The sequence below is a fragment of the Streptomyces sp. NPDC053673 genome (genome assembly GCF_055585225.1).
Genome location: NZ_JBVJKN010000001.1, coordinates 536,979 through 560,644, shown reverse-complemented (window position 1 = coordinate 560,644; position 23,666 = coordinate 536,979). Strand labels below are relative to the sequence as shown.

The following is a 23,666-nucleotide window of genomic DNA, read 5'->3' as shown; positions in this document are numbered from 1 at the left end:
TGGCTGACCTTACTTGATCTTGCTGGCTACGACAATCGGACAGCGATCGCGGGTGGCTCGTCGGCGCCTTGGCCGGGTATGCGATGCACTGACGGATGGGGTGAGTCAGGGGCGAAGTGGGTCTTCCGCTCGGGCGCGGGCGTGAACGGAAATTCTGGCGAAGCCAGGAGCACACGTCGCAGTCCGCCTGAAACAAGATCACCGGACTCTACGAAACTCGAGGCAGCGCAACCCCGAGGCGGTCAGGCCGTCGGGGACGGCATGCAGACGCCCAGCAGTGAGAGGAAAGCGGAGGCCGCAGGTGACGGGGTGAACCGGCTCCAGATGAGGCGCTCCACCCGTACCGGCCCGTTGGTGATCGGCACACACCGCAGCCCGTGCAGTTCGGCGGTGAATGTCGCGGGCAGCAGGGCGATGCCCAATCCATTGCGGACCATCCGGACCATGAGCTCGACGCCGGACACCTCGAAGGCGACCTCGCGCCGCAGGCCGACCGCCGCGAACGCCTGGTCTGACTGGGCGCGGGCGGCGCTGCCGTCGGCGAAATCCACAAACACCTCTTCGGCGAGGGAGCGGAGATCCACCTCGTGTTCCGTGGCCAGCGGGTGGCCCGGGGCGACCACCGCGACATGCCGCCCGTGGGCAAGTTCCTTGTCACGGACGCCCTGCATACGGAAGCCGGGCTGGACGCCGAGGAATGCCGCGTCCAGTATGCCGTCGCGCACCTGATCGAGGAGCCGCTCGCTGGAGCCCGCCCGGAGACTGATCCGTACCTGGGGGTAGCGCAGGCGATAGTCCCGAAGCACCGCGGGGAGGTCGACGGCCGCCACGGTGGGGATCGATCCGACGGTCAGTTGGCCCCGTATCTCGCCGGTGGCCGCCGCCACCGCCGCCCGGGCCCGCTCGGCCGCCTCCAAGGACTGGCGGGCAGCGGGCAGGAACGCCTCCCCGGCTGTGGTCAGCCGCACCCTGCGGCTGGTCCGATCGAACAGCCGGGCGCCCAGCTCCTTCTCCAGCCGGGCCACTTGGTGGCTGAGCGCGGACTGGACGATGTGGCACTGCTCGGCGGCGCGGGTGAAGCTGGCGGTTTCCGCCACCGCGAGGACGTAACGCATCTGCTGAAGATCCATTGGCCAATCGTGAAACGAGCTGGATCAGATGACAAACATGCGTTGGACCAATGAATGCCTGCTCGGCGATGCTCGCATCAAGGGCAGGCCACGACAGCCGGGGACCATCCGCCGCGGAGCGGCGAGGTCCGGAGCCGCCGGCCCCGTTGTACCGCCACCGGCGCCCTGGGCGCCCCGACCCCGCGGAGATACCCATGCGCGTGATCGCCTTCGACCATCTCGTCCTCACCGTCGCCGACATCGAGCGTTCGCTCGCCTTCTACACCGGCCCTCTGGGCCTGAGGCCGGTGCGGGTGGAGGAGTGGCGAGCCGGCAGGGCCCCCTTCCCGTCCGTGCGGGTGAGCCCTACCACCATCATCGACCTCGTCAAGGCGCCCGCCGAGCGGACGGAGGGCTCCAACGTCGACCACATCTGCCTGGTGGTCGAGCCGCTCGACTGGCAGCAGGTCATCGATTCCGGCGTCTTCACGGTGCTGGACGGTCCCGACGAGCGCTTCGGCGCCCAGGGCACCGCAGTCTCCCTCTACGTGCAGGACCCGGACGGCAACACTGTGGAACTGCGCTGGTATCCGCAGGACGCATGAGAAGTCCCACGGCGACCCATCGGTGTTGGTGCTGGCGGTGGCGTACCAGGCGAGGCGCTCGATGGAGGTGCCGGCCCACAGCTGCCAGCGGGCGTCGCGGGTGGTCAGCTCGGCTTCCGGATCGAGGTCGCCGGTGGTGAACGCCACTCCGGCGAGCCCGTCGGCGGACTGGATTGCCAAAACTCCCCAGCGGGGGTGGTCGATCCGCCAGCCGCGTTGGATGAGCGGGATGACCGCGAGGAACGGGTCACGGTCTGCACTCTTCGGGTCGGGCACGGCGAGATAGGCGTCCGGGCCGTCTTCTGGCTCTCCGAGGGCCGCGTCCTGGCCGGCATGTCGGTGACCCGCACGATGGCCCTGCGGGGTGACGAACGTGGTCTCCTGCACGTTCGTACCAGGCAGACAGCGGCGTTCGCTCCGGTACCGCACCGCCGGTTCCAGGAGGAACCGGCCGCCGCGGTCGGCGTCGAGCATGGCACCGAACACCGCGGCCGAGTCAAGATCCAGCAGGCCGAGCCAGTCCACTGACCCGTCGCGGGCGATCAGTGCCGCGGTCCGGCCGTCGCCGATCACTGCGTAGTCGCGCAGCGGAACGTAGCCATCGGTCCGCGAAACCACTGGGCGACGGCGATCGGTTCTGGGAGAAGCTCCCATGACTTCACCATCTCATCGGGCCTGCTCCACGCTTTGCACGAAGCTGATCGCGATTCCACGCGGTACCACGGTCGGGCGGGTGGTGCCGTGAGGCTCCACCCGCCGGACGGGTTCAGTGCGCGCGTCGTCCGTTCACGGCTGCTGCCGCTTGGAGTGGTAGCGCTGGGCGAGCCGGGCCAGCGCGACAGCGCCGAGAAGCAGTCCGAAGTCGCGCAGGGCAACGTCGTAGTGGCCCGGGATGGTCAGCAGGTTGACGATGATGCCCGCCAGCCATCCCGCCACCAGCCAGCCCCCGAAGCGCGGAGCCAGCGCCACGGTGACGCCGGCCACGATCTCGATCACACCCACCGCGTACATGGCCGCCTGGGCGCTGCCAGGAACGATGTTGTCGATCCACGGCGCGAGGTAGGTGGGCCAGTCCACGAGCAGGTTGGCGAACTTGTCCAGCCCGAACAGGATCGGCGCCACCGTGAAGCCGGTACGCAGGATCACGAACGCCTGGTAGCCGGGGTCGGTGAGCGCCGCCCTCCGCGGGGCGGCGGAGGTGGTGCTTGTGGTTACGGAGGACATGGCCCTCTCCTTCTATCGGCAAGGTTCATTAGCAATAGAAGCGCCGATCCGGTCTATAGTCAATGGCCGTAGGTTTTACACTGGTGTTCGTGGACACCCCGAAGGAAGTACGCGACCCCGACGTCTCCGCCGTCGCCGCTCTCGACGAGCCGACCCGCAGGAGGCTGTACGACCACGTGGTGCGCCAGCCGAGCCCGGTCAGCCGTGACGAGGCGGCGGCCGCCCTCGGGCTGGCCCGGAAGACCGCCGCGTTCCACCTGGACCGACTGGCCGACGAATTTCTGCTCGACGTCGTCTACGAGCGCCGCAGCGGACGCTCCGGGCCAGGCGCGGGAAGGCCGGCCAAGCTCTACCGTCGCTCGGCGAAGCAGGTCGCCGTCAACCTGCCGGACCGCCGCTACGAGCTGGCCGGACGGCTGCTCGCCCAAGCGGTGGAGGAATCCGACGCGACGGGTGAGCCCGTGCGCACGGTGCTGCACCGCAAGGCCGAAGAACTCGGCAGGCAACTGGGCGAGCAGAACACGACGAACGTCTTCGACCTGTTGGAGCGGTACGGCTACGAGCCACGCCGCGAGGAGGACGCCATCATTCTGGGCAACTGCCCCTTCCACACGCTGGCCCAGGAGCACACCGAGACGGTGTGCGGCATGAACCTCCACCTGCTGCGCGGCGCCCTCAGCGGGCTCGATACGGGAGGACTTGAGGCATGCCTGGCGCCCAGCCCCGGACAATGCTGCGTCCGACTACAGCCGGCCGCCTGATCAGACCGAGCCCCGCAGAGATGGAGGATGGCTGGGCTTCCGGCTGATGGAACCGGAGGGTCGGCTCTTCGCGGGCTCTGCACGTCCCCCGGGCGTGGTAGTGCCTTGCCTGCCTCACCCTCGCGCGATCACCGTGCGATACATTTTGCCGCGCCTTGACCACGATCATTCTTCGACACGGAGCTGGCTTCTCAATGACCGACATAGTCAATGGACTTGGCCGGGCCGCCGCCTACGGTGCCCTCGGTGTGGTCCTGCTGATCCTCGGCATCGTCCTGGTGGACGCGCTGACGCCCGGCAAGCTCGGCCGGCAGATCTGGGAGGAGCGCAACCGCAATGCGGCGGTACTGCTGAGCTCCGCCCTGCTGGGCATCGGCGGCATTGTGTTCACGTCGATCTGGACGACGTACGACGACTTCGGCAAGGGCCTGGTGTCGACGGCCGCGTTCGGTGTGCTGGGGCTCGTGCTGATGGCCGTGGCGTTCCTGGTGGTGGACCTGGTGACGCCGGGCAAGCTGGGAGCGACGCTGGTCGAGGCGGAGCCGCACCCGGCGGTGTGGGTGACGGCGTCGTGCAATCTCGCGGTGGCGGCGATCGTCTCGGCGTCGATCGCCTGACGGTACGGACGGTACGGGTGTGCCTCCGGGTGGCTCTCCGGAGGTACCTCCGGGTGGCTCTCCGCTTGCCTTCCGTCGCGTCGGCGGACGGAATTCCGGCGCTTTGTGCTCCCCGGGCTGCATTGCACCGGATCCCGCGTGATGCTGGTATTCAGTCGCTCGACACCGGATTCGCCCGGAGGCACATCATGACGCAGGACAAGAGCGAAGAGCCGGAGAGCAGGCAGCGGCCGGTGCGTTACTTCACCGGATCGGAGCGCCCCTTCGATCCCGAGGATCTGGTGATGGCGTCCGGCCGTGAGCCCACCCCCGCCAATCTGGCACGTGCCCGCAAGGAGATCGAGGAGAAAGGCGCTGCGGCGCTGGAGCGCTACCTGCCCTGACGGGAGCGTGGGCTCGCGCATCAAGAGCACAGCAATCACACTCAGTTGGCGTTCGTCACGCTTCGTACGTACGGCGCCACACACGCCGGAAACACCACGAGGGAATAAGCCCGTCCGTGCCGCTCGGCCCGAGCGGTCGGCGGCAACGGACGGCCTTCCGGGGACTCCGGACCCAGGAACATCGGCACGAGGAACGGCCGTCGATGTTGCGGCTCTTGGCCACTGCGTACAGCTGGTCGTCCGTCGGCTTGTGCGCCCTTGTGGGAGCGCAGACCGCCGCGCCGCGACGACGAACATGTCCTCGGTCGAGGTGCGGCTCGCTGTCTTGGACTCACCGCTGCGTGCGCGCTCCTTGTTGACCGTCGCGTCCCAGGTCGGCGGCTCTGTGTCGGGTAGCCGCAGCATGAACCGGGTACCCGCAGCACAGGAGGAAAGGACATCGCCATGGGTGCAGGTATGTGGGGTTTCCCCGAGACCGCGGGGCACGCACCGGGGGCGCAGCTGATCGGATACAAGGTCGAGGCGACCGACGGCGCCATCGGCAAGATCGACAGGCACTCCGAGGACGTCGGGCGCTCCTACATCGTCGTGGACACCGGGCCGTGGATCTTCGGCCACCGGGTCCGCGTACCGGCGGGTGTGGTCACGCGGATCGACCACGAGAACGAGACGGTGCACGTGGACTGTTCGAAAGAGCAGATCAAGGAGTCGCCGGACTTCGAGAGCGGACGGGACGACGATGACGTGATGACCGTCCGCCTCATCGAGCAGTACTACGCGAACCGCCACATGTGAGGCCCCGCGGCCGTGAGGCCCTGAGGCCCCGGGGTGTCCCGGCTGCCCGGCCTCCTGGTCGCGTCCGGTTCCCGGGCCAGGATCCGGAGCCGTCCCGGAAGAGTCCCCCGCCCACCGGGACAGGACCCGGACAGGACCCGAAGGCCCCTGCTCAGGCGCCGCTGTTCGGCGGCGCGGCGCTGATGTGCGCCAAGGCGGAGCCCGGATCGCGGGCCCTCGCGAGGTCCCCGAGCGTGACGACACCCAGCGGCCGGCCGTCCTCGACGACCGCGAGCCGGCGCACCCCGTGCACCCGCATCATCCTCACGGCCTCCGCGGTGTCCACGTCCGGTCCGATGGTGAGCACGTCCGGGGTGCACACGGAACGGACCGGCACCATGTGCGGGTTGTGGCCCATGGCGACCGAACGCACGGCGATGTCACGGTCCGTCAGCACGCCGAGCAGCCGGTCCTCGTCGGCGACCATCACGTTTCCGATGTCCCTGTCCCGCATCAGCCTGGCGGCCTCGACGAGCGTTGCCTCGGGAGCCAGTGCCAGCACTCCGTTCGTCATCACGTCCTTCACGAGCTGCGTCATGGCTCTCACTCCCTTCGCTGCCGGCATACCGCGCCTGCCCGCGCCGGACCCGGTTATCCGGAAATGCACGGTCTGCGCCCGGTCGAACCGGGGACACAGGGACTTCCCTTGGGCATCACCCCAGGTAGAAGGGCTGTTCGTCACGCCGCGTGACAAGCGGGGATGCGAGGGTGACCCGGTCGTGTTTGCCTGGCTCATGGCCCCGGGCCCGACGCCTACAGGCGTCCGGCCACGGAAGGAGGAGCCATGACCACAGCAGGTGAACCCGTCAGGACTCCGGAGCAGCTCCGGGCGATGGCCGAGGAGCTCACCCGCGGCGCGGACCGCTGCAACGACCCCGAACACCGGGCGCGGCTGCGCCGCAAGGCCGAGGAGCTGCGGCAGCAGTACGACGCCGACAGCCCCGGCGCCGCGGGTTCCGCGAGCACCCAGGACAGGCAGGACACACACGGCACTCCGGGCGCCCCGGGAGCGCCCACGCACCACCACCATCAGCGGCAGCACGGCCCACGAGGGCCACAGCGTCCAGGGCCGGAACGGCCACGCGGCGCCTGACGGACAGCTCGGCGGCCGCCCGTACACCCCACGCCGGTACGGGCGGCCGTCCGCTGCCCGGAGCGTTGTGCCCGGGTAGAATCCGGTTCGTCACGCTGGAGACGACATGACCGTGCCCGATCGAGGACGGAACGAACCGGGGCCGGACCAGCTGGCCGCCGCAGTCACGCAGCTCACCGCCGAACTCGCGGCTCTGCGCCGCGACGTCGCGCGCCACCATCTGCTCGACCTGGCCTCGGGCGTCCTTGTCGCGCAGCTCTCCCTCACTCCCGCCGAGGCCGTCGACCACCTCGCCCAGCTGGCACAGACCACCGGTCTTCCCCCGGAGGATCTGGCCGCCGACATCGTCAACGCCGCATCAGGGACGGCGGGCGCGGCGGGCGAGAACGCTCTGCAGGCCGAGAGCGCCACGCGGGACGAGCAGGCCACGAACGCACGGAGCGGCGCGCATGCCGGGCACGCCCCGACCGCCCCACGCACCGTCGGCACCCCCGGCACCCCCGACGCCCTTGACGCCGTCGACAGCGCGGACGCAGCACTCGATGCGGACAGGCGCGACGCGGACCGGGCCGACGCGGACCGGGCCGACGAGAACCGGGCCGACGAGAACCGGGCCGACGAGAACCGGGCCGACGCGCGCAGGGCCCGTCACATCGAGGCTGCCGCGGAGGCCGCCGCGCAGAGCGGCAGCACGGTCGACGAGATCGCCGAGACCCTGCTCGACGGCGGGATGCGCCCGCTCGGCGTCCGTGGCCTGTGGTTGTTCCGGCGCACGGGGACGGACTGTCTCGAGCTGGCCGGGCAGGCGGGAGTGAACTCGCTGGAGGCCGCGCACTGGCGGTGGATTCCGCCGGCGGCGGGCAGTCCGCTGCACCGGGTGCTGACGGAGGCCGCCCCCGTGTGGCTGCCGTCCGGCCCGCCGGAGGGCGAGCGGCTGCCGGGGCCCGCTCCGGCCGCGGCCCGGGCCGTACTGCCGTTGCGGCAACGCGGGCTGGTGACCGGGCTGGCACTCGCCGACTGGCCGGGCCCCATGACCCTGGACGAGCCGGTGCAGCGGGCGCTGACCGGTCTGGCGGTCCCGGCCGCACGGATCCTGGACGTGGGCGCGCCCGACCCCGCGGAGCCCGCCGTACTTGCCCCGCTCCTCGATCTGCTGACGCATCCGGCGATGGCCCTGCGCGCGGACCCGGACACCGGGACCTTGCACGTCGAACACCTCAACCGGCCGGCGCTGGACTCCGCGGGCCCGGTGCACGGCCCGGCGGGCCGCCCGCTCGCCCAGGTGTTCCCGGCCATGCACGCCGATCTCGTACGACTCGCGCAGGCGGCGCGCGAGTCGGCGGTCCCGCAGCGGGCGGCCAGGGTGCCCGCCGAGCACCGGGCCGGGGACCCCGATCCGCTGCACGACGTCCGGGTGCTGCCCGTCGGCCCCGGCCGGACGGTCGTGTTCTGGCACGGTGCCACCGATCCCGGGATGTCCCTGTCGCGGGTGCTGGGCCGGCTGGAGAACCTGGCCGCCTTCGAGGACGACCTGATCAGCGGCAGGTCCCGGTGGAGCGAGCAGGCGTACCGGATCTTCGGGCTCGACCCGGCCACTCCCCCGGTGCCGCTGGGCCGGCTCGCGCCGCATCTGCACCGCGACGAGGCCGGGAATCTGACCGAGCTGCTCACGGCGCTGACCCGCAGCCGGGAGGGCGCGCACACCGTGGTCCGCGCGGTCCGCGAGGACGGCGGGCTGCGGCATGTCAGGATCGCCGCGGAACCGCTGCTGACGGGCGGTGTCCTCACCGGGATCACCGGGGTGTACCAGGACGTCTCGGCGCAGCACCACACGGAGATCGCGCTCAGCGCGACCTTCGACCGGCTGACCGCCGCACAGACGCAGGCCGCGCTGCGTCATCAGATCGTTCTCCAGTTGCAGCAGGCGATCGTCCCCGAAGTGCCCGTTCTGCATCGGCTGCCCGGCCTCCAGGTCGCGGCCCGCTACCGGCCCGCGGCCGAGGAGTACCGGGTGGGCGGTGACTGGTACGACGTCCTGCCGCTGCCCAGTGGCCGGGTGCTGGTCGCCGTCGGCGACATCGCCGGCCACGGCATCGACTCGGTGACGGGCATGGTGGCGCTGCGCAACGCGCTGCGCGGCCTGGCCTTCACCGGTCATGCGCCGGGGCGGCTGATGGCCTGGCTCAACGAGGTCACGCTCCACACGCACGGGCACCCGACGGCCACCGCCGTGTGTGCGCTGTACGACCCCGCGGACCGGTCGCTGCGCTGGGCCAGTGCCGGGCATCTGCCGCTGCTCCTGCTCCGTGCCGGGCAGGCGGACTTCCTGGATGCGCCGCGGAACATCCTGCTGGGCGCGGTGCCGCAGGCTGAGTACACGGAGTCGAGCACCGCGCTCGAGCCCGGGGACACGCTGATGCTGTACACGGACGGTCTGGTGGAGCGCCGGCACACCGCGCTCGACGAGAGCCTCGCGAATCTCCGCCGTGCGGCGGAGCGGCTCGGCCCCGGCGGCCTGGACGAGCGGACGGACCGCCTGCTCGGCTCGGTCACCGGGGACACCGACGACGACACCAGCCTGGTGGTCGTCCGCGTGTCGTGAGGCAGCGTGTCGTGAGGCCGCGTGTCGTGAGGCCGCGCACCGCCCCCACGCCGCATACCGCGCCCACGCCGGGTGCGGCCCTGGCGCCGCGAACGGCACGGACGCCGCGTGAGGCGCTGCCACCCGATACGCCCGGGCACCGGCAGGTCAGCGCTTCAGCCAGCTGCGTACGCGCGCGACCAGGTCGTAGGCGTCGACCGGTTTGGTGATGTAGTCGTTGGCCCCGGCTTCCAGGCTCTTGGTCCGGTCTCCCGGCATGGCCTTGGCGGTCACGGCGATGATGGGCACGTCGGCGAAACGCGGCAGCTTGCGGATGGCGGCGGTGGCGCTGTAGCCGTCCATCCCGGACATCATGACGTCCATCACGATCAGGTCCACTTCCTGGTGCGCGGTGAGCAGTTCGATGCCGGACCGTCCGTCGTCCGCCGTGAGCACCAGCGCCCCTTCCGCCTCCAGGATCTCGGTGAGCGCGTACACGTTCCGTGCGTCGTCGTCGACGATCAGGATCACCCGCCCGGCGAGCGTCGCGTCGTGAACCGGCTGGGACTCCCCGCCCGGCCGGGCCTCCCGGGTGGCGAGCCCGGGAGTGGGCCGCTCCGGCAGGGAGCTTCCGACCGGTACGTAGAAGGTGAACTCGCTGCCCTCACCCAGCCGGCTCTCGGCGACGATCACCCCGCTGAGGAGCTGGGCGACCTCGCGGCTGATGGAGAGGCCGAGTCCGGTGCCGCCGTAGCGGCGGCCGATGGTGACGGCGCCCTGCTGGAACGCTCCGAAGATGGAATCCAGGTGCTCGGGCGCGATACCGACGCCGGTGTCCCGTACGCGGAAGGCGACCACCGGTACGCCGCGCAGCGGCGCGGGGAGTTCGTCGTCCGTGGCGTTGTCGACCCGTAGCTCGACACCGCCACGCTCGGTGAACTTCAGGGCGTTGGAGAGCAGATTGCGCAGCACCTGGCGGAGACGGGGCTCGTCGGTGGTGATCTCGGCGGGTACTCCGGGCGCCGCGATCACCCGGAAGTCCAGGTTCCGCTCGCTCGCCAGGGGCCGGAAGGTCACCTCGACGTGGTCCAGGAGGCGGCGCAGCGAGAACGGCTCCCGGTGGATGTCCATCTTGCCCGCCTCGACCTTCGACAGATCGAGGATGTCGTTGATCAGCTGGAGCAGATCGGATCCGGCGGAGTGGATGACCTCGGCGTAGTCGACCTGCTTCTCCGTCAGATTGCCGTCGGGGTTCTGGGCGAGCAACTGGGCGAGGATGAGCAGGCTGTTGAGCGGGGTGCGCAGCTCATGGCTCATGTTGGCGAGGAACTCCGACTTGTACATCGAGGTGCGGGAGAGCTGTTTCGCCCGCTCCTCCAGCTCCTGGCGGGCCTGCTCGATCTCCAGGTTCTTCCGTTCGATGTCCCGGTTGCGGTCGGCCAGCAGGGCGGCCTTCTCCGCGAGCTCGGCGTTGGAGCGCTGGAGTTCTTCCTGCCGGGCCTGCAACTCCTGGGAACGCGCGCGGAGTTCGGCGGTGAGCCGCTGGGACTGCTCCAGCAGCTCGTCGGTCCGGGCGTGGGCGATCAACGAGCTGACGTTGACGCCGACCGTCTCGATGAACTGGTCGAGGAAGTCCCGGTGGATGCCGCTGAAGGGGCGCAGCGCGGCGAGTTCCAGGACGCCCAGCACCTGGTCCTCGACGAGGATCGGCAGCACGACCAGGGCCGCGGCATCGCCGGAGCCGAGTCCGGAGGAGATCGTCACAAAGCCGGGACGCAGATCGTCCACGGCGATCGTGCGGCGGCTGAGCGCGGCCTGGCCGACCAGGGATTCGCCGAGCCGGAAGCGGACGGGGCGGCGCCCGGCCGGATCCGCCGGCGCCCCGTACGAGGCGATCATGACGAGTTCGGGGCCGTTGCCGTCCTCGGTGTACTCGCCGTACTCGGCCAGGTAGAACGCGCCGTACTGGGCCGAGACCAGCGGCGGCACCTCGCGCATGATCATCCCCGCCACCCGGGTGAGGTCGCCGCTGCTCTGCATCAGGCCCGAGATCCGGGCCAGATTGGTCTTGAGCCAGTCCTGTTCCTCGTTGGCGCGGGTGGTTTCGCGCAGCGACTCGACCATGGAGTTGATGTTGTCCTTGAGGTCGCCGACCTCTCCCGGGGCCTCGACCGCGATGGACCGGGTCAGGTCGCCCTCGGCGACGGCGCTGGTCACCTCGGCGATCGCGCGGACCTGGCGGGTGAGGTTCCCGGCCAGCTCGTTGACGTTCTCGGTGAGCCGCTTCCAGGTGCCGGAGACGCCTTCGACCTCGGCCTGGCCGCCGAGCCGGCCTTCGCTGCCGACCTCCCGGGCGACGCGGGTGACTTCCGCGGCGAACGACGACAGCTGGTCGACCATCGTGTTGATGGTCGTCTTCAGCTCCAGGATCTCCCCGCGGGCGTCCACGTCGATCTTGCGGGTCAGATCGCCCTGGGCGACGGCCGTGGTGACCTGGGCGATGTTGCGGACCTGGTTGGTCAGGTTGGTCGCCATGGAGTTGACGTTGTCGGTGAGGTCCTTCCAGGTGCCCGACACGCCCCGTACGGTCGCCTGCCCGCCCAGATCGCCCTCGGTGCCCACCTCGCGGGCCACCCGGGTGACTTCCTCGGCGAACGAGGAGAGCCGTTCGACCATCGTGTTGATGGTCTCCTTCAGCTCCAGGATCTCGCCGCGGGCGTCGACGCGGATCTTCTGGGTCAGATCGCCGCGCGCGACCGCCGAGGCGACCTGGGCGATCGACCGCACCTGGGACGTGAGGTTGTCGGCCATGGTGTTCACGCCGGTGGTGAGTTCCTGCCAGACGCCACCGACGCCCTTGACCCGGGCATGGCCGCCGAGCCGGCCCTCGCCGCCGACCTCCGTGGCGACCCGGGTGACTTCCGAGGTGACCAGCGAGAGCTGGTCGACCATACCGTTGTAGACCCCGGCGATCTCGCCCATGATGCCGACGGCGTCGTCGGGGAGCCGGGCGGAGAAATCTCCGTCGCGTACGTCCGTGAGCCCGGCCAGGAGCTTCCTGAGTCCTTCTTCGCTCAGTGCCGCCGGTGGCCGGGCGTTCTCCAGGGCTCGGTCCCGCGGGTGCGGCCGAGAGTGACCGGATGCGTCCATCGCCGACCTCGTGTCGCTCGTTCGGCGTCCTCTGTCCACTCTCGACTCTCGCACGCGCCGCACCGGGCGACACCCCCGGATTCCGTCACGGCCGACGAGGTGCCGCGATCTCCGCCCACACCGCCTTTCCCGGTCCGCGCGGCACCGAGCCCCAGGCACGGGCGAGCCGCCCCAGCACGACCAGTCCGTGCCCGCCGGGCGTGGCGGGGTCGGCGTGGGGACGGGGGCGGGGCGCCACCGGGCTGGCGTCGGTTACCTCGACCCGGAGCCGCTCGGCGGTGCAGTGCAGGACCAGTTCCAGCGGTCCGCCGGCGTGCAGGCAGGCGTTGGTGACCAGCTCCGAGACCACCATCAGCACGTCCTCGGCGACGGCACGCCGCTCCGCGTCCCAGTCCACCGGGCCGTCCGGCGCCTCGTCCCAGGCGTACGGATCGCCGTACGCGCCGCCGTACGGGGGTTCCGCGGCGTCGCCGGGCGGGAGCCAGTCCCAGTCGGCCAGCGCCGCACGGCTGAAGTCGCGGCAGCGCCCGACCACACCCCGGGACCCGGAGAGGACGAGCCTGCGGGTCTGCCCCTGTGCCGGAAGGGCCGCGCTCACGGCTACTCCCGCCGTGGCTCCGCGAGAGCCTCACCGAGGCTCGCGTACCGGGGGAAGACCGCCCCGGCACCGGTGATCGCGAGCATCCGGGCCACCTGGGGACGCAGGGCCGCCAGCTCCACCGTGGCTTCGGTCTCCTGCGCCGCGAGCCGTGCGCGCAGCAGCACGTTCAGTCCCGTGGAATCGCAGAACAGCAGCTCGGAGCAGTCGACCAGGATCCGCCGTGCGCCGCCGGCGATCCCCTCGTCCAGAGCCGCGCGCAGCGGCTCGGCCGTGTCGTGGTCGAGCTCGCCGCCGACTTCGATCACCACGATGTCCGGCTCGGGGCCCGGCCGCGTCCCGACAGTGAACCGGCCTGCGCCGCCGTGCTCCGGCCATCCGTCCCGTGCTGACACCATGCCCGGTTCTCCTGGTCCGTCCGGCCCCCGGTGACACACCCCCGACTATGGCATTCCCTCCCGTTCCCCGCTTCCGGTCGGCCGGATGGCCGGGGGATCCCGGACGCCCTTCCGCCGACCGACACGCGTTCGTGTGGCCAGGGCCTGATCCCGCGGACAGGCCCTAGGCTGAAATACCCGTCGGTCCTTCCCATGAGCGGCGAAAGATGGCGTATCCGATGAACTCACCGAGCGACTTCGAGCTGCTGGGCGTGACGATCCAGGTGGAGGGCCACGCCGACATGCCGGTACCCGTGCCGTCCGCCGAGCATCCGGACGCCGTGCCACCGCCCACCCCCCTGGTCCTCAGGGAAGGAGCGGAGTTCCGGGTACGGCTGGAGTTCGGCGTGGGAGCCGGGCACGACCTCGAAGGGCTCAGGTTCATCGACGAGCGCACCCGGCAGGGGGTGACGGTGGGACACCAGGAGATTCTGCTGGGCGACTACCGCAGCGGCGGCCCGTACGAGATCGTGCTCCCCCCGGAGCGATTGCCGATCGGCCATATGGCCCGCGACACGTACCAGGTCACCGGCACGTTCGTGGACGCGACGGGCCGGATCCTCGGCCGGGAGACCCACAGTTTCGAGATCACGAAGGACTGGCCTCACTGACGGGACGTGCCTCGCTGACGGGACGTGCCTCATCGGTGGGACCGGCATCGCGGACGGAACTGGCGTCACCGACGGAACTGGCGTCACCGACGGCACGGGTCCCGCTGACGCGGCGTGCCGGTGCATTATCCGCCCCCGTGCCGGGCGGCCGCGTCTCACGGGTCCGCCGCGTCATGGCGACGCCGGCGAGCACGACGAGCATGCCCGTGACGACCCGGAAGCCGAGTTGCTCGTCGAGCACGACAGCACCGAGCGCCACCGAGACGACCGGCAGCAGATATCCGACGGTGGCGGCACTGGTGGCGCCTTCGTCGGCGATGAGCCGGTAGTTGAGGTAGAAGGTGAGGCCGGTACCGAAGACCCCGAGGACGGCGACGGCGACCAGGGCCGTCGCGTCGGGGCGCCCCGGTGCGAGTCCTCCGCCGGTGGGCAGGGCGAGGGCGCTCAGCCCGCTCGCGGTGACGAGCTGGGCGGCGGAGAGCGCGATGGGCGCGGTGCCCCTGCCGGTGAGTGTGCGGGCCATGTAGGCGAAGGCGACGGCGTAGCTGACGGCCGCTCCGAGCAGGGCGAGGGCGCCCCAGCCGATCAGTCCGGTCCGCTGCCAGGGCGCGAAGATCAGCAGTGTTCCGGCGAAGCCGAGGACCAGTCCGCCGAGCCGGACCGGGTGGAGCGCGCGGTCCGTGCCGGTGCCGATGCCGATCAGCAACGCCCATAGCGGAGTTGTCGCGTTGAGTACGCCTGCCACGCCGGAGTCGACCGTCTGCTCGCCGATGCTGAAGAGGAAGAACGGCAGGGCGTTGCAGAGGAAGGCCGCCACGACGAGATGGCCCCAGGTCCTGCGGTCACGCGGGAGGCGCTCCCGGGCGTACCCGGCGAGCGCCAGCAGGACCACCGCGCCCAGGACACAGCGGACCACCGTGATCTGGACCGGGGTCAGGCCGTGGTTCAGGGCCAGTTTGATCCAGAGGAAGCCCGAGCCCCACAGCAGGGCGAGCAGGCCCATCCGTATCGGTGTTCCTCGGCCGCCGTTCTTCACTGGTGTCTCCCCTGCCCGGTGGACCGTCGTCCTCGTACGCAACCGTCCCCCACGCAATCCGACAGGACAAGTGAAAAGTACTGCACACACCATTAACCTGTACTGCATGCTTGATGTGCGGCGTATGCAGGTGCTGCGGGCGGTCGTCGGCACCGGGTCGGTGACGGCCGCGGCCGCGCGGCTGGGGTACACACCGTCCGCCGTGAGTCAGCAGGTGGCCGCCCTGGAGAAGGAAGCGGGTACGGCGCTGCTCGAGCGGGTCGGCAGGGGCGTACGGCCCACGGCCGCGGGGCTGCTGCTCACCGAGTACGCCGACGCGATCAGCCGGCAGGTCGCCGAGGCGGAGACGGCGCTGGCGGATCTGCGGGAGGGGCGCACGGGCCGGCTGTCCATCCGCTACTTCGCCACGGTCGGCGCCACCCTGGTGGCTCCCGCGCTCGCCAGGCTGCGCCGCGAGCATCCGGGCGTGCAGGTCGAGCTGAAGCTGATCGACCCCGAGGATCCGCTGCCGGAGGTGAAGCAGGGCCGGGCCGACATGGCTCTCGTGGTGCTGCCTCACGACCGGGCGGTCGACGGGATCCGGCTGGAACATCTGATGGACGACCCGTACCGCGCGGTCCTGCCCGAGGGGCATCGGCTGGCCGTGAAGCGGGTGCTCGACCTGGACGACCTCGCCGACGAGCCCTGGGTCGGCAGCGAATGGCCGGGGCCCTGCCTCGACGCCGTGCTCGACGCGTGCGCCGCCGCCGGGTTCAGTCCGGACTTCGTGGTCGACGCCGAGGACTACGCCACGGCGCAGGGATTCGTCGCGGCCGGTCTCGGCATCGGCATGATCCCGCTGACCGGGCTGCGGAACCCGCATCCCGGCGTCGTCGTACGCAAGGTGCGGCGGCCCGAGCCGGTGCGCGCCGTCCACGCGGCCGTCCGGGAGACGGCCCCGGCCCTGCCCGCGCTGCGCGGCCTGCTCGACGCGCTACGGGACGCGGCCACTCGGTAGTGCCGCGACCGGCAATGTTTGCCGGGAGGGGCACCACCCGCCGCGGCGGGTGGGCCGGTGCGCCACCGACCGGGGCCGGGCCGGGCGGCGGGTACGGGACAGCAGTGGCGGGTGGTGCCGGGCCCTCCCGTGCCCGGCGCCACCCGCATGCCCACCGGGCCCCTCAGCTCCGGTCGTAAGGGGGGAATTCGCGGCCTGTCCTGCGGCCCAGCAGTCCCGTCTCGGCCCTCCGCGCATTCGGGAGGCCGCAGCCCGTTCCCGCGGGCCGGCCGGGGTCCGCGGGCCGGTCGGGGTCCGCGGGCCGGTCGGGGCCCGGGCCCGGACCGCCGGTGAGTGCACCGAGGGCGTGGATGTAGTCCTGGGTGTGCAGTTGGCGCCACAGACGCTCGGCTCCGCGGCGGGCGAGGGTGTGCTCCTCTCGGACGCTGCCGCTGAGGCGGACGACCTCCTCGGCGGTGTACGTGCGCTCGATGCCGTTCCAGCGGGGGTCCGTGGCCCACCGGCGTGCCAGCTCCTCGGCCGCCGCCGCCGTCGTCGTCCCTGCCTGCGCCATGACTGTCTCCCGGGGTCGCGTGACATCACATCGTTCTTGTGAACTGTGCGAAAGGCCCGACACCGAGTGACAGTCCCGTGGCAGCCCTTCCGAAGTGCGGCCCGCCGCCCTTCCCGGAGTGCGGAAAGGTGAGCAATGCGCCCGGTTCAGATGGGTCCGGCGGGCCGCACTGAGACTCTGACAGTGGCACTCAGTGCCATCAACCATGGCAGGACGCCAACTTCTGCGAATCTTCCCGCCCTTGATTGCGAAGGTTGCGAAGCCCGCAACGGTCACGGTGTCCTCTACTGTGCAGACAGCCGGAGCAGACAGCCGAAGAGGGTGGCGATGGGCAGGACGTACGCGGGGGCGCGACTGCGCCGACTGCGCGAGGAGCGGCGGATGAGCCAGGCCGAACTGGCCCGCGTCCTGGCGATCTCGCCGAGCTACCTGAACCAGATGGAGCACGACTCGCGGCCCCTGACCGTGCCCGTGCTGCTGCGGCTGACCGAGGCGTTCGGAGTGGACGCCGGGTTCTTCTCGGAGCACGACACCTCCAGGCTGGTCGCCGATCTGCGCGAGGCCATGGCCGACGAGGTGGCGGCAGGCCAGGTGTCCGCATCCGATCTGTCGGAACTCGCGTCCCGGCTGCCGACGGTCGGCGACGTACTGCTGCGGCTCAGCCGGCGCAGCCAGGAGCTGGGCGAGCGGCTCGCCGAGGCGGCCGAGGGCCGCGACGCATCCGCCGGCGCGGCCGGGCGGCGCACCCCGCACGAGGAGATCCGCGAGTTCTTCTACCGCCGCCGGAACTATCTCCACGCCGTGGACACCGCGGCCGAGGAACTCGCCGCCGAGGCCGGGATCCGGCCCGGCGAGGTGCGTCAGGCCCTCGCCGCCCGACTGGCCGCCCGGCACGGTGTACGGATCGCCTCGGGCGGAGACCGGCCGCATCACTACGACCCGCGCGGCCGCACGCTCTATCTCGGTCCCCGGCTGCGCCCGGGACAGCAGGCCTTCCGTATGGCCACCCAAGTGGCGCTGCTGGAGTACGGCGACGGCCTGTCCTCGCATGCCTCCGAGGACTTCGAGGACTCCTCCCCCACCTGGAGTCTGGCGCGGATCGGGGTCGCCAACTACTTCGCCGCCGCACTGATCCTGCCGTACGCCGTCTTCCACGCCGCCGCCGAGGAGGTGCGGTACGACATCGAGCGCCTCACCGACCGATTCGGCCTCGGCCACGAGACGGTCTGCCACCGCCTGAGCACCCTTCAGCGGCCCCGCCTGCGCGGGGTGCCGTTCTCCTTCGTCCGTGTCGACCGCGCGGGAAACATGTCCAAGCGGCAGTCCGCGACCGGTTTCCACTTCTCCCGGGCGGGCGGCACCTGCCCGCTGTGGAACGTGTACGAGGCGTTCGCCGCACCGGGCCGGATCCATGTCCAGATCGCCGCGATGCCCGACGGGCAGCGCTATCTGTGGACGGCCCGTACGGTGACCCGGCAGCACGGCGGCTGGGGAGATCCCGGCAGGACGTACGCGATCGGTCTCGGCTGTGAGATCCGGCATGCCGGGCGCCTCGTCTATTCCGACGGGCTCGATCTCGACAACGCCTCGACGGCCACGCCGATCGGCATGGGCTGCCGGGTCTGCGAGCGGCTCGACTGCCCTCAGCGGGCGGTACCGCCGCTCGGGCGGCCGCTCCTGATCGACGAGAACAGCAGCTCGTTCGTGCCGTACCCCGTCATGGAGGCCGACTGAGCCCCTCCAGGGCGTGTTGCGAAAGTCCCGCCTGGCACGCGACGCCTGGCACGCCCTCCCCCGTAGCCCTTCGGGCACGGGAGGTGCCCCCACGCTGCGTTGTCGGACTCATCCACGTACGTCCAGTACGAGGACGATCTCCCCCGGAGCTGCGCCTGGGAGGTGCCCCCACCGCCTTGCGATCGCACGCACCAGACGCCGCGGGCCCCGCCCTCCGGGCGGACGGCGCTACTTTCGCAACACGCCCTAGGGTGACGTCCCATGTGGTCAGAACAGCAGCCGCCAGGGGGCGGACAGAACCGGCAGGACCCGCGGAACCCGTACCCGCAGCAGCCGAATCCCTACCAGCAGCAGCCCGGTCCGTATCCGCCGAGCGGCCCGCCGGGCCAGGCGCCGTGGGACGCGCCGACGCAGCCCGCGGGTCTGCCCCAGGGCCCGCGTGGCGGCCGCAGCACGACGACGGTCGTCGCCGTGGCGGCGGCAGCGGTCGTCGCCGCCGCCGGGGTCACGGGTTATCTCGTCCTGGGAGGCCCGGGCGGCGACCAGGACGACACCACAAGACCCACCTCTTCGCCCACCGCGACCGCCACCGGGACTCCACGTGGCGCCGAGGGGCCCCGGCCCACCGTCCCGGGCTGGAAGACCGTGACGAATCCGAAGCGCGGCATCGTCTTCGACGTACCGCCCGAGTGGGCCGTCAAGTCGGCGACCTGGGCGAGCTACGTCACCGACGAGAAGGACCCGGAGGACAAGCCGCTCATCGGCTTCTCGGCCCCGGCGATGCTCAAGGAGAAGTGGTGCCAGTCCGACGACGACCTGAACGGCGCCAAGGAGGACACGGCCCTCGCCTCCGCCGGCTCCCGCGGGGAGGACGGCGCGAGGAACACCGAGGAGGCCGCCCGCAACAGCGTGTCCCTGTGGGTCTACGGCGCCTACGCGCAGCCGGACAGGGCGAAGATCCAGGCAGGTCCGGTGGAGTCGTACACCACGGCGTCGGGGCTCAAAGGCAGCGTGGCGACGGCCGCGTCCTCGGGCGCCGCCAAGAAGGGCAAGTGCGACACGGACGGCAAGGCCACCACGTTCGCCTTCAAGAACGCCAAGGCCGACATCGTGTCCTGGACGTTCGTCGGGGCCACGGGCGTGGCCGAGGAGGTGCCGGACGAGACGGTCCGGAAGATCCTCGGAACGGTACGGCTCATCGACGGCCCGTCCGGCTCCTGAGCGGCGGGCGGCGGGCCGTCTCAGCGGCATTCCGCGCAATTCGTCACCCGTCCGGTCGTGCATCGCGCGGCCGGACGGGTGACGATGTGCTGTGAGGCGAACGGAGGCCCCCGATGAGCAACTCTTCGATCCGTATGTCAGCCGCGTTGTCCGCCGAGCACCGTGCCCGGCTGCTGGAGATCGCCAAGGACGTCAAGTTTCCCGAGGGGGCTCGCGTCTTCGAGGAGGGCCGCCTCGCCGACCGCTTCTGGATCATCCGGTCCGGCACGGTCACCCTGGACATCCATGTGCCGGGCAGGCGCCCTGCGGTGATCGAGAACCTCGGCTTCGGTGAACTCGTGGGCTGGTCCTGGCTGTTCCCGCCCTACGTCTGGCAGCTGGGTGCCGAGGCCATGACTCCGGTCCGGGCCCAGGAGTTCGACGCGCTCAGCGTACGCATGATGATGGACGCCGATCCGACCCTCGGATCGGCCATCGGCCAGTGGGTCGGCCGGGTCCTCGCCCACCGGCTGCACTCGGCACGCATTCGTCTGCTGGACCTGTACGCCCCGTACGGGAGTGGCCTCACACAGTGACTACCCGGAAGGATGCCCGGTCGGGGCGCCATGGGTGTGCCGCATCGGGAGATGCCCCTCGGATACCCTCACGAGTGGCGCCGGGGGTCGGGTACGCCCCGGGCGCCCGGTGGAGGTCTTTCCGATGGTGCCCAACGGGGCCCGCGCATGATCAGCAAGCTGCTTCCTCCGCCGATCGCCGTCTCTGAGGTGTTCCGCGATCCGCCTGTGTCCACGATGTTCCCCGAGGAGCAGGCGCAGGTGGCCAACGCGGTGCCCGAGCGGCAGCGGGAGTTCGGCACGGTACGGGCCTGCGCCCGTACGGCACTGGCGGAGCTCGGGTTCGAACCCGCGCCCATCCTGCCGGGGCCCGGCAGAGCACCGCACTGGCCGTCGGGCGCGGTCGGTGCCATGACGCATTGCAAGGGCTATCGGGCGGCTGCCGTGGCGCGTTCCTCCGACGTCGTGACGATCGGGATCGACGCGGAGCCTCATCTGCCGCTGCCCGACGACGGCGTGCGGAATCTGGTGACGCTGCCGGAGGAGCGTGCCGCGCTGCAAAGGCTGAGTGTGCTGCGGCCGGAAGTCCACTGGGACCGGCTCGTGTTCAGCGCCAAGGAGAGCGTCTACAAGGCGTGGTATCCGCTGGCCCTCCGCTGGCTGGACTTCCAGGAAGCGGTCGTCACGATCGATCCCGACGACGCGACCTTCCACGCCCGGCTGCTGGTGGAGGGTCCGGTTGCGGCCGGCCGTCGGCTGACCGGGTTCGACGGGCGGTGGCTGGTCGAGTCCGGACTCATGGTCACGGCGATCGCCGTTCTGCCCTGACCGCTCCCCGCGATTCCGGCGGCAGGCGCGGTTCGCCGAACTCCGTTTCCGGGGCGGGCGATTCTCGCTCGCACGGTCGCGGGTCCGCTCTCCACGCCGGCCGAGCACCAATCGGGCGCCGTCGAACGGCCCGGGCCGGGGCGGGTCCCACGCGGGTCCTCGACCGGTTCACAGCCTCCGCGGAGACCCGCCTCGGCGAGCCCGAACTCTCGCGAGATCGCACCCGGGCGGTCAGCGTGCCAGTTCGCCGTCGAGCCACTGCTGGACTTCGGGGGTCACCGGGTCGGTGATGTCGGCGAACTCGTCGTGCTTCTCGAGGAACTTGGCCACGTAGGGGCAGACGGGCACGATCCGCTTGCCGGAGGCGCGGACGTCGGTCAGGGCCTGCTGGACGAGGATCGAGGCCAGGCCCTGACCGGCGTGGGCGTCGTCGATCTCGGTGTGGAAGAAGACGCGCTGCCCGTCGCGGTCGCGGTAGGCCGTCAGGCCGGCGCGCTCGCCGTCGACCAGGATCTCGTAACGGTGCCGGGCGTCCACGCGCCGGACGACGGGGGTGGTCTGCTGGGTCATGATGTGCCTTTCGGGTCTTCCGGTCGTGGTTCAGTGACGGGAGGGGTTCTTGCGGGGTCCGAGGGCGGCGTTCGGGAGCGCCGGGGCGGGGAGACGGCCGCCGGGGTAGCCGTCGACGGTGCCGAAGCGGTCGGAGGCGTTCTCCCAGGCTTCCCGGGCTTCGACGATGTCCTGGTGGCTGCGGCCGATGAAGTTCCACCACATGACGATCTCCTCCTCGAACGGTGTCCCGCCGAGGAGCACCACCCGGGCGGGGCTGTCCGACTCGTTCGTCAGGGTCAGGGTGTCGATTCCGGTGCCGACGTACCCCAGCTCGGCCGGCCGGAGGAGCGTCCCGGCGAACCGGACGTCGCCCGCGTCGACGAGCAGGCCGTGTTCGAAGGCCGGGTCGGCGGGGAGGGTGACGGTGGCGCCCGGGGCGAGGAGGAGTTCGGCGCCGAGCAGGGGCGTGAAGGTCCGTACGGGGGAGGTCTCGCCGGCCAGAGTCCCCAGGAACACCCTGGTCTCCGCTCCGTCCACGCGGACCGGCTTCGGGGCGTAGTGCTGGAAGTCGCGGCCGGTGTCGCGGTGCTCCTCGGGAAGCGCCACCCACAGCTGCACCCCGTGGAGGACGGTGGTGCCGGGCGTGGAGACCTCCGAGTGGCTGATGCCGTACCCGCCCGTCATGAGGTTCAGTTCCCCGGGGCGTACGAACGCATGGCTGCCCAGGCTGTCGCGGTGCTCGATCTCGCCGCTGAACAGCCAGCTCACCGTCTGCAGACCGGTGTGGGGATGGGGAGCGACGTCCATCCCTGCGGAGTCGGCGACCTCGTCGGGACCGTAGTGGTCGGCGAAGCACCAGGCGCCGATCAGCGTCCGGGCCCGCTGCGGCAGCGTGCGCCGTACGGTCATCGCCCGAGGGCCGCCCAGCGGAACGTCCCGGGCGGACAGGACCTCGATCTCTGGAGTGCTCATGCCCCACCTCTCCGAACCAGGATAGTTCCACTTTCAATAATTATGCATCGATGCGGCGGCTCTCGCCTCGACGGGGGTCCGGCGGTCCGGTGCGGCTCAGGCCGGGCCGTGCAGCGCCTTCGCGGCCAACTCCCCGCTTCCGGCAACTCCTGGGACAACAGCCGGTCCTGGCCCTCGATCACCGTGACCGCACGCGCGGGTATCACCGCATGCGCACCTCAGCGTGCTGGCGCCCCGCGTTCCCTGCCGAGCCCCATCGGGGTCGCCCGCAGACACGGTCAAGCACGTTGGTCCCCAACGGGTTCCCAAGAAAAGGTCAAGGGGCCGTTTCAGATTCCTCTGAAACGGCCCCTGACCTGCGACTTCGAAAAGTCGGGACGACAGGATTTGAACCTGCGACCCCTTGACCCCCAGTCAAGTGCGCTACCAAGCTGCGCCACGTCCCGATGCGCGGATCCCCGGGGCCTGGCCCCGTCCGAGCGCGCAAGAGAACATTACCCCATTCCGGGCCCGGGATGGACGCGCGGGTCCTGCGGCCGTGGCCGGTCCGCGTGGTGATACCCCAGGTCGGGGTGGGGCGGGCCGGCGGCCCGGGCCAGTGCGCCAACAGCGTGGCGGTTCGCCGGTGTTCCCCGGGCACGGCCCGGCGTTGCGCCGCGCGGGTGGCGGACACCGTTCTGAGAGCTACGGTCAGCCACGGTTCCGGCGGGTGACAATCAGGGGGTGAACAGGACGCCGAGGGACCGCGACGCCGAGGGCAGGGCGCGCAGCGCGCGCCCCCGCGACGGGCTGGGGCGCCCGCTCCCGTACGGGGAGGAGGGCGTGGCGCGGCAGCCGGAAGGCGTGGTGCGCACACCGGAGGAGACCCTGGCCGAGGCGCAGCGGCTGCTGGACGCGGGTATGCCGTTCCATGCCCACGAGGTGCTGGAGGACGCCTGGAAGTCCGGGCCGCAGGCGGAGCGTGAGTTGTGGCGGGGTCTGGCCCAGCTCGCGGTCGGCCTGACCCACGCCGCCCGGGGCAACGCGACGGGCGGCGCTGCCCTGCTGGCCCGTGGTGCGCAGGCCATCGCGCCGTACGGTGCGCGGACCGCCTCGCCGTACGGCATCGACATCGACGGGCTGACCGGGTGGGCGGGGCAGCTGGCCGCCGAACTGCGGCGCGACGGGGCCGCGGTGCCCGCCGCGGCCCGGGCACCCCGGCTGCGTGCGGGCTGAC

The 23,666-nt window shown here is 71.2% G+C and carries 24 protein-coding genes, 1 tRNA gene and 3 pseudogenes; 15 read left to right on the top strand and 13 right to left on the bottom strand.

Translation table 11 applies throughout. From position 1 onward, the window contains the following. Nucleotides 1-242 precede the first annotated feature (242 nt). Complete coding sequence (locus tag ACZ6ZQ_RS02480; protein ID WP_469766676.1) at nt 243-1,130, bottom strand: LysR family transcriptional regulator; 888 nt, start codon at nt 1,128-1,130, stop codon at nt 243-245. Nucleotides 1,131-1,324: 194 nt separating this feature from the next. Between ACZ6ZQ_RS02480 and ACZ6ZQ_RS02475 the strand changes: the two genes are divergently transcribed. Next, nucleotides 1,325-1,714, top strand: coding sequence for a VOC family protein (locus ACZ6ZQ_RS02475; RefSeq protein ID WP_469766675.1), 390 nt, complete (start codon nt 1,325-1,327; stop codon nt 1,712-1,714). 216 nt (nt 1,715-1,930) lie between these two features. Continuing rightward, nucleotides 1,931-2,242, top strand: coding sequence for a hypothetical protein (locus ACZ6ZQ_RS02470; RefSeq protein ID WP_469766674.1), 312 nt, complete (start codon nt 1,931-1,933; stop codon nt 2,240-2,242). Here the strand turns inward: ACZ6ZQ_RS02470 and ACZ6ZQ_RS02465 are convergent. Both ACZ6ZQ_RS02465 and ACZ6ZQ_RS02460 read right to left on the bottom strand, forming a co-directional pair. Further along, nucleotides 2,144-2,368, bottom strand: a pseudogene (locus ACZ6ZQ_RS02465) (trehalase-like domain-containing protein); the annotation flags it as partial. The gene ACZ6ZQ_RS02470 and the pseudogene ACZ6ZQ_RS02465 sit on opposite strands and share 99 nt — an antisense overlap. Before the next feature lie 132 nt (nt 2,369-2,500). Continuing rightward, on the bottom strand, nt 2,501-2,938 hold the full coding sequence (locus ACZ6ZQ_RS02460) for a hypothetical protein (RefSeq protein ID WP_469766673.1): 438 nt from the start codon (nt 2,936-2,938) through the stop codon (nt 2,501-2,503). 83 nt (nt 2,939-3,021) lie between these two features. Between ACZ6ZQ_RS02460 and ACZ6ZQ_RS02455 the strand changes: the two genes are divergently transcribed. The 3 genes from ACZ6ZQ_RS02455 (at nt 3,022) to ACZ6ZQ_RS02445 (ending at nt 4,699) form a co-directional block, all read left to right on the top strand. Further along, nucleotides 3,022-3,699: a helix-turn-helix transcriptional regulator gene (locus ACZ6ZQ_RS02455; protein ID WP_469766672.1), complete on the top strand. Its 678-nt coding sequence runs from the start codon at nt 3,022-3,024 to the stop codon at nt 3,697-3,699. A 194-nt stretch (nt 3,700-3,893) separates the two neighbouring features. Then, the gene (locus ACZ6ZQ_RS02450) at nt 3,894-4,316 is read left to right on the top strand and encodes a DUF350 domain-containing protein (RefSeq protein WP_453660524.1); all 423 of its coding nucleotides are present in this window, start codon (nt 3,894-3,896) and stop codon (nt 4,314-4,316) included. A 188-nt stretch (nt 4,317-4,504) separates the two neighbouring features. Continuing rightward, nucleotides 4,505-4,699 (top strand): hypothetical protein, encoded by a 195-nt coding sequence (locus tag ACZ6ZQ_RS02445; RefSeq protein WP_469766671.1) that lies wholly within the window; start codon nt 4,505-4,507, stop codon nt 4,697-4,699. A gap of 187 nt (nt 4,700-4,886) precedes the next feature. Here the strand turns inward: ACZ6ZQ_RS02445 and ACZ6ZQ_RS02440 are convergent. Continuing rightward, nucleotides 4,887-5,062: pseudogene (locus ACZ6ZQ_RS02440) on the bottom strand (plasmid stabilization protein); the annotation flags it as partial. Nucleotides 5,063-5,143: 81 nt separating this feature from the next. On the opposite strand from ACZ6ZQ_RS02440, the gene ACZ6ZQ_RS02435 reads away from it, so the two are divergent. After that, nucleotides 5,144-5,494, top strand: a complete 351-nt coding sequence (locus ACZ6ZQ_RS02435) for a PRC-barrel domain containing protein (RefSeq protein WP_469766670.1) — start codon at nt 5,144-5,146, stop codon at nt 5,492-5,494. Nucleotides 5,495-5,645: 151 nt separating this feature from the next. Here the strand turns inward: ACZ6ZQ_RS02435 and ACZ6ZQ_RS02430 are convergent, their stop codons facing one another. After that, the gene (locus ACZ6ZQ_RS02430) at nt 5,646-6,071 is read right to left on the bottom strand and encodes a CBS domain-containing protein (protein WP_469766669.1); all 426 of its coding nucleotides are present in this window, start codon (nt 6,069-6,071) and stop codon (nt 5,646-5,648) included. 246 nt (nt 6,072-6,317) lie between these two features. Between ACZ6ZQ_RS02430 and ACZ6ZQ_RS02425 the strand changes: the two genes are divergently transcribed. Together ACZ6ZQ_RS02425 and ACZ6ZQ_RS02420 are read left to right on the top strand one after the other, a co-directional pair. Further along, complete coding sequence (locus tag ACZ6ZQ_RS02425; RefSeq protein WP_469766668.1) at nt 6,318-6,626, top strand: DUF6381 family protein; 309 nt, start codon at nt 6,318-6,320, stop codon at nt 6,624-6,626. Nucleotides 6,627-6,732: 106 nt separating this feature from the next. After that, on the top strand, nt 6,733-9,228 hold the full coding sequence (locus ACZ6ZQ_RS02420; RefSeq protein ID WP_469766667.1) for a SpoIIE family protein phosphatase: 2,496 nt from the start codon (nt 6,733-6,735) through the stop codon (nt 9,226-9,228). A 147-nt stretch (nt 9,229-9,375) separates the two neighbouring features. Here the strand turns inward: ACZ6ZQ_RS02420 and ACZ6ZQ_RS02415 are convergent, their stop codons facing one another. The 3 genes from ACZ6ZQ_RS02415 to ACZ6ZQ_RS02405 all read right to left on the bottom strand — a co-directional run bounded on the left by ACZ6ZQ_RS02415 (nt 9,376) and on the right by ACZ6ZQ_RS02405 (nt 13,353). Next, entirely contained in the window at nt 9,376-12,357 is a 2,982-nt protein-coding gene (locus ACZ6ZQ_RS02415) for a hybrid sensor histidine kinase/response regulator (RefSeq protein ID WP_469766666.1), read from the bottom strand. Between the two features lie 85 nt (nt 12,358-12,442). Next, nucleotides 12,443-12,955 (bottom strand): ATP-binding protein, encoded by a 513-nt coding sequence (locus tag ACZ6ZQ_RS02410; protein ID WP_469766665.1) that lies wholly within the window; start codon nt 12,953-12,955, stop codon nt 12,443-12,445. Between the two features lie 2 nt (nt 12,956-12,957). Further along, nucleotides 12,958-13,353, bottom strand: coding sequence for an STAS domain-containing protein (locus ACZ6ZQ_RS02405; protein ID WP_453668572.1), 396 nt, complete (start codon nt 13,351-13,353; stop codon nt 12,958-12,960). A gap of 218 nt (nt 13,354-13,571) precedes the next feature. Between ACZ6ZQ_RS02405 and ACZ6ZQ_RS02400 the strand changes: the two genes are divergently transcribed. Then, nucleotides 13,572-14,003: a rho GDP-dissociation inhibitor gene (locus ACZ6ZQ_RS02400; protein ID WP_469766664.1), complete on the top strand. Its 432-nt coding sequence runs from the start codon at nt 13,572-13,574 to the stop codon at nt 14,001-14,003. Here ACZ6ZQ_RS02400 and ACZ6ZQ_RS02395 read toward each other — a convergent pair. Further along, a complete protein-coding gene (locus tag ACZ6ZQ_RS02395; RefSeq protein ID WP_469766663.1) occupies nt 13,981-15,006 on the bottom strand; it encodes a DMT family transporter in 1,026 nt (341 codons plus the stop codon). The genes ACZ6ZQ_RS02400 and ACZ6ZQ_RS02395 overlap by 23 nt on opposite strands. Nucleotides 15,007-15,145: 139 nt before the next feature. Here ACZ6ZQ_RS02395 and ACZ6ZQ_RS02390 point away from each other — a divergent pair, with 139 nt between their 5' ends. Further along, nucleotides 15,146-16,036, top strand: a complete 891-nt coding sequence (locus ACZ6ZQ_RS02390; RefSeq protein WP_469766662.1) for a LysR family transcriptional regulator — start codon at nt 15,146-15,148, stop codon at nt 16,034-16,036. Between the two features lie 322 nt (nt 16,037-16,358). On the opposite strand, the pseudogene ACZ6ZQ_RS02385 reads toward ACZ6ZQ_RS02390, so the two are convergent. Beyond that, nucleotides 16,359-16,589: pseudogene (locus ACZ6ZQ_RS02385) on the bottom strand (isocitrate lyase); the annotation flags it as partial. A gap of 327 nt (nt 16,590-16,916) precedes the next feature. On the opposite strand from ACZ6ZQ_RS02385, the gene ACZ6ZQ_RS02380 reads away from it, so the two are divergent. The 4 genes from ACZ6ZQ_RS02380 (at nt 16,917) to ACZ6ZQ_RS02365 (ending at nt 20,926) form a co-directional block, all read left to right on the top strand. Then, nucleotides 16,917-18,323, top strand: coding sequence for a short-chain fatty acyl-CoA regulator family protein (locus ACZ6ZQ_RS02380; RefSeq protein ID WP_469766661.1), 1,407 nt, complete (start codon nt 16,917-16,919; stop codon nt 18,321-18,323). A 261-nt stretch (nt 18,324-18,584) separates the two neighbouring features. Then, nucleotides 18,585-19,544, top strand: a complete 960-nt coding sequence (locus tag ACZ6ZQ_RS02375; RefSeq protein ID WP_469766660.1) for a DUF8017 domain-containing protein — start codon at nt 18,585-18,587, stop codon at nt 19,542-19,544. Between the two features lie 113 nt (nt 19,545-19,657). Beyond that, entirely contained in the window at nt 19,658-20,119 is a 462-nt protein-coding gene (locus tag ACZ6ZQ_RS02370; RefSeq protein WP_469766659.1) for a Crp/Fnr family transcriptional regulator, read from the top strand. A 147-nt stretch (nt 20,120-20,266) separates the two neighbouring features. Then, the gene (locus ACZ6ZQ_RS02365; RefSeq protein WP_469766658.1) at nt 20,267-20,926 is read left to right on the top strand and encodes a 4'-phosphopantetheinyl transferase family protein; all 660 of its coding nucleotides are present in this window, start codon (nt 20,267-20,269) and stop codon (nt 20,924-20,926) included. Between the two features lie 231 nt (nt 20,927-21,157). Here the strand turns inward: ACZ6ZQ_RS02365 and ACZ6ZQ_RS02360 are convergent, their stop codons facing one another. From ACZ6ZQ_RS02360 to ACZ6ZQ_RS02350, 3 genes are all read right to left on the bottom strand, one after another. Further along, nucleotides 21,158-21,496, bottom strand: a complete 339-nt coding sequence (locus ACZ6ZQ_RS02360) for a GNAT family N-acetyltransferase (protein ID WP_469766657.1) — start codon at nt 21,494-21,496, stop codon at nt 21,158-21,160. A gap of 30 nt (nt 21,497-21,526) precedes the next feature. Further along, entirely contained in the window at nt 21,527-22,450 is a 924-nt protein-coding gene (locus ACZ6ZQ_RS02355) for a pirin family protein (RefSeq protein ID WP_469766656.1), read from the bottom strand. 372 nt (nt 22,451-22,822) lie between these two features. Continuing rightward, nucleotides 22,823-22,896, bottom strand: a tRNA-Pro gene (locus ACZ6ZQ_RS02350). Nucleotides 22,897-23,173: 277 nt separating this feature from the next. Here ACZ6ZQ_RS02350 and ACZ6ZQ_RS02345 point away from each other — a divergent pair. Next, on the top strand, nt 23,174-23,665 hold the full coding sequence (locus ACZ6ZQ_RS02345) for a DUF309 domain-containing protein (protein WP_469766655.1): 492 nt from the start codon (nt 23,174-23,176) through the stop codon (nt 23,663-23,665). Nucleotide 23,666 lies beyond the last annotated feature (1 nt).

Bases quoted from the DNA above. Each gene is read 5' to 3' on its own strand.
- ACZ6ZQ_RS02480 (WP_469766676.1), bottom strand. From the start codon at position 1,130: ATGGATCTTCAGCAGATGCGTTACGTCCTCGCGGTGGCGGAAACCGCC.
- ACZ6ZQ_RS02475 (WP_469766675.1), top strand. From the start codon at position 1,325: ATGCGCGTGATCGCCTTCGACCATCTCGTCCTCACCGTCGCCGACATC.
- ACZ6ZQ_RS02460 (WP_469766673.1), bottom strand. From the start codon at position 2,938: ATGTCCTCCGTAACCACAAGCACCACCTCCGCCGCCCCGCGGAGGGCG.
- ACZ6ZQ_RS02450 (WP_453660524.1), top strand. From the start codon at position 3,894: ATGACCGACATAGTCAATGGACTTGGCCGGGCCGCCGCCTACGGTGCC.
- ACZ6ZQ_RS02445 (WP_469766671.1), top strand. From the start codon at position 4,505: ATGACGCAGGACAAGAGCGAAGAGCCGGAGAGCAGGCAGCGGCCGGTG.
- ACZ6ZQ_RS02435 (WP_469766670.1), top strand. From the start codon at position 5,144: ATGGGTGCAGGTATGTGGGGTTTCCCCGAGACCGCGGGGCACGCACCG.
- ACZ6ZQ_RS02430 (WP_469766669.1), bottom strand. From the start codon at position 6,071: ATGACGCAGCTCGTGAAGGACGTGATGACGAACGGAGTGCTGGCACTG.
- ACZ6ZQ_RS02425 (WP_469766668.1), top strand. From the start codon at position 6,318: ATGACCACAGCAGGTGAACCCGTCAGGACTCCGGAGCAGCTCCGGGCG.
- ACZ6ZQ_RS02420 (WP_469766667.1), top strand. From the start codon at position 6,733: ATGACCGTGCCCGATCGAGGACGGAACGAACCGGGGCCGGACCAGCTG.
- ACZ6ZQ_RS02415 (WP_469766666.1), bottom strand. From the start codon at position 12,357: ATGGACGCATCCGGTCACTCTCGGCCGCACCCGCGGGACCGAGCCCTG.
- ACZ6ZQ_RS02405 (WP_453668572.1), bottom strand. From the start codon at position 13,353: ATGGTGTCAGCACGGGACGGATGGCCGGAGCACGGCGGCGCAGGCCGG.
- ACZ6ZQ_RS02400 (WP_469766664.1), top strand. From the start codon at position 13,572: ATGAACTCACCGAGCGACTTCGAGCTGCTGGGCGTGACGATCCAGGTG.
- ACZ6ZQ_RS02395 (WP_469766663.1), bottom strand. From the start codon at position 15,006: ATGGGCCTGCTCGCCCTGCTGTGGGGCTCGGGCTTCCTCTGGATCAAA.
- ACZ6ZQ_RS02390 (WP_469766662.1), top strand. From the start codon at position 15,146: ATGCTTGATGTGCGGCGTATGCAGGTGCTGCGGGCGGTCGTCGGCACC.
- ACZ6ZQ_RS02380 (WP_469766661.1), top strand. From the start codon at position 16,917: ATGGGCAGGACGTACGCGGGGGCGCGACTGCGCCGACTGCGCGAGGAG.
- ACZ6ZQ_RS02375 (WP_469766660.1), top strand. From the start codon at position 18,585: ATGTGGTCAGAACAGCAGCCGCCAGGGGGCGGACAGAACCGGCAGGAC.
- ACZ6ZQ_RS02370 (WP_469766659.1), top strand. From the start codon at position 19,658: ATGAGCAACTCTTCGATCCGTATGTCAGCCGCGTTGTCCGCCGAGCAC.
- ACZ6ZQ_RS02365 (WP_469766658.1), top strand. From the start codon at position 20,267: ATGATCAGCAAGCTGCTTCCTCCGCCGATCGCCGTCTCTGAGGTGTTC.
- ACZ6ZQ_RS02360 (WP_469766657.1), bottom strand. From the start codon at position 21,496: ATGACCCAGCAGACCACCCCCGTCGTCCGGCGCGTGGACGCCCGGCAC.
- ACZ6ZQ_RS02355 (WP_469766656.1), bottom strand. From the start codon at position 22,450: ATGAGCACTCCAGAGATCGAGGTCCTGTCCGCCCGGGACGTTCCGCTG.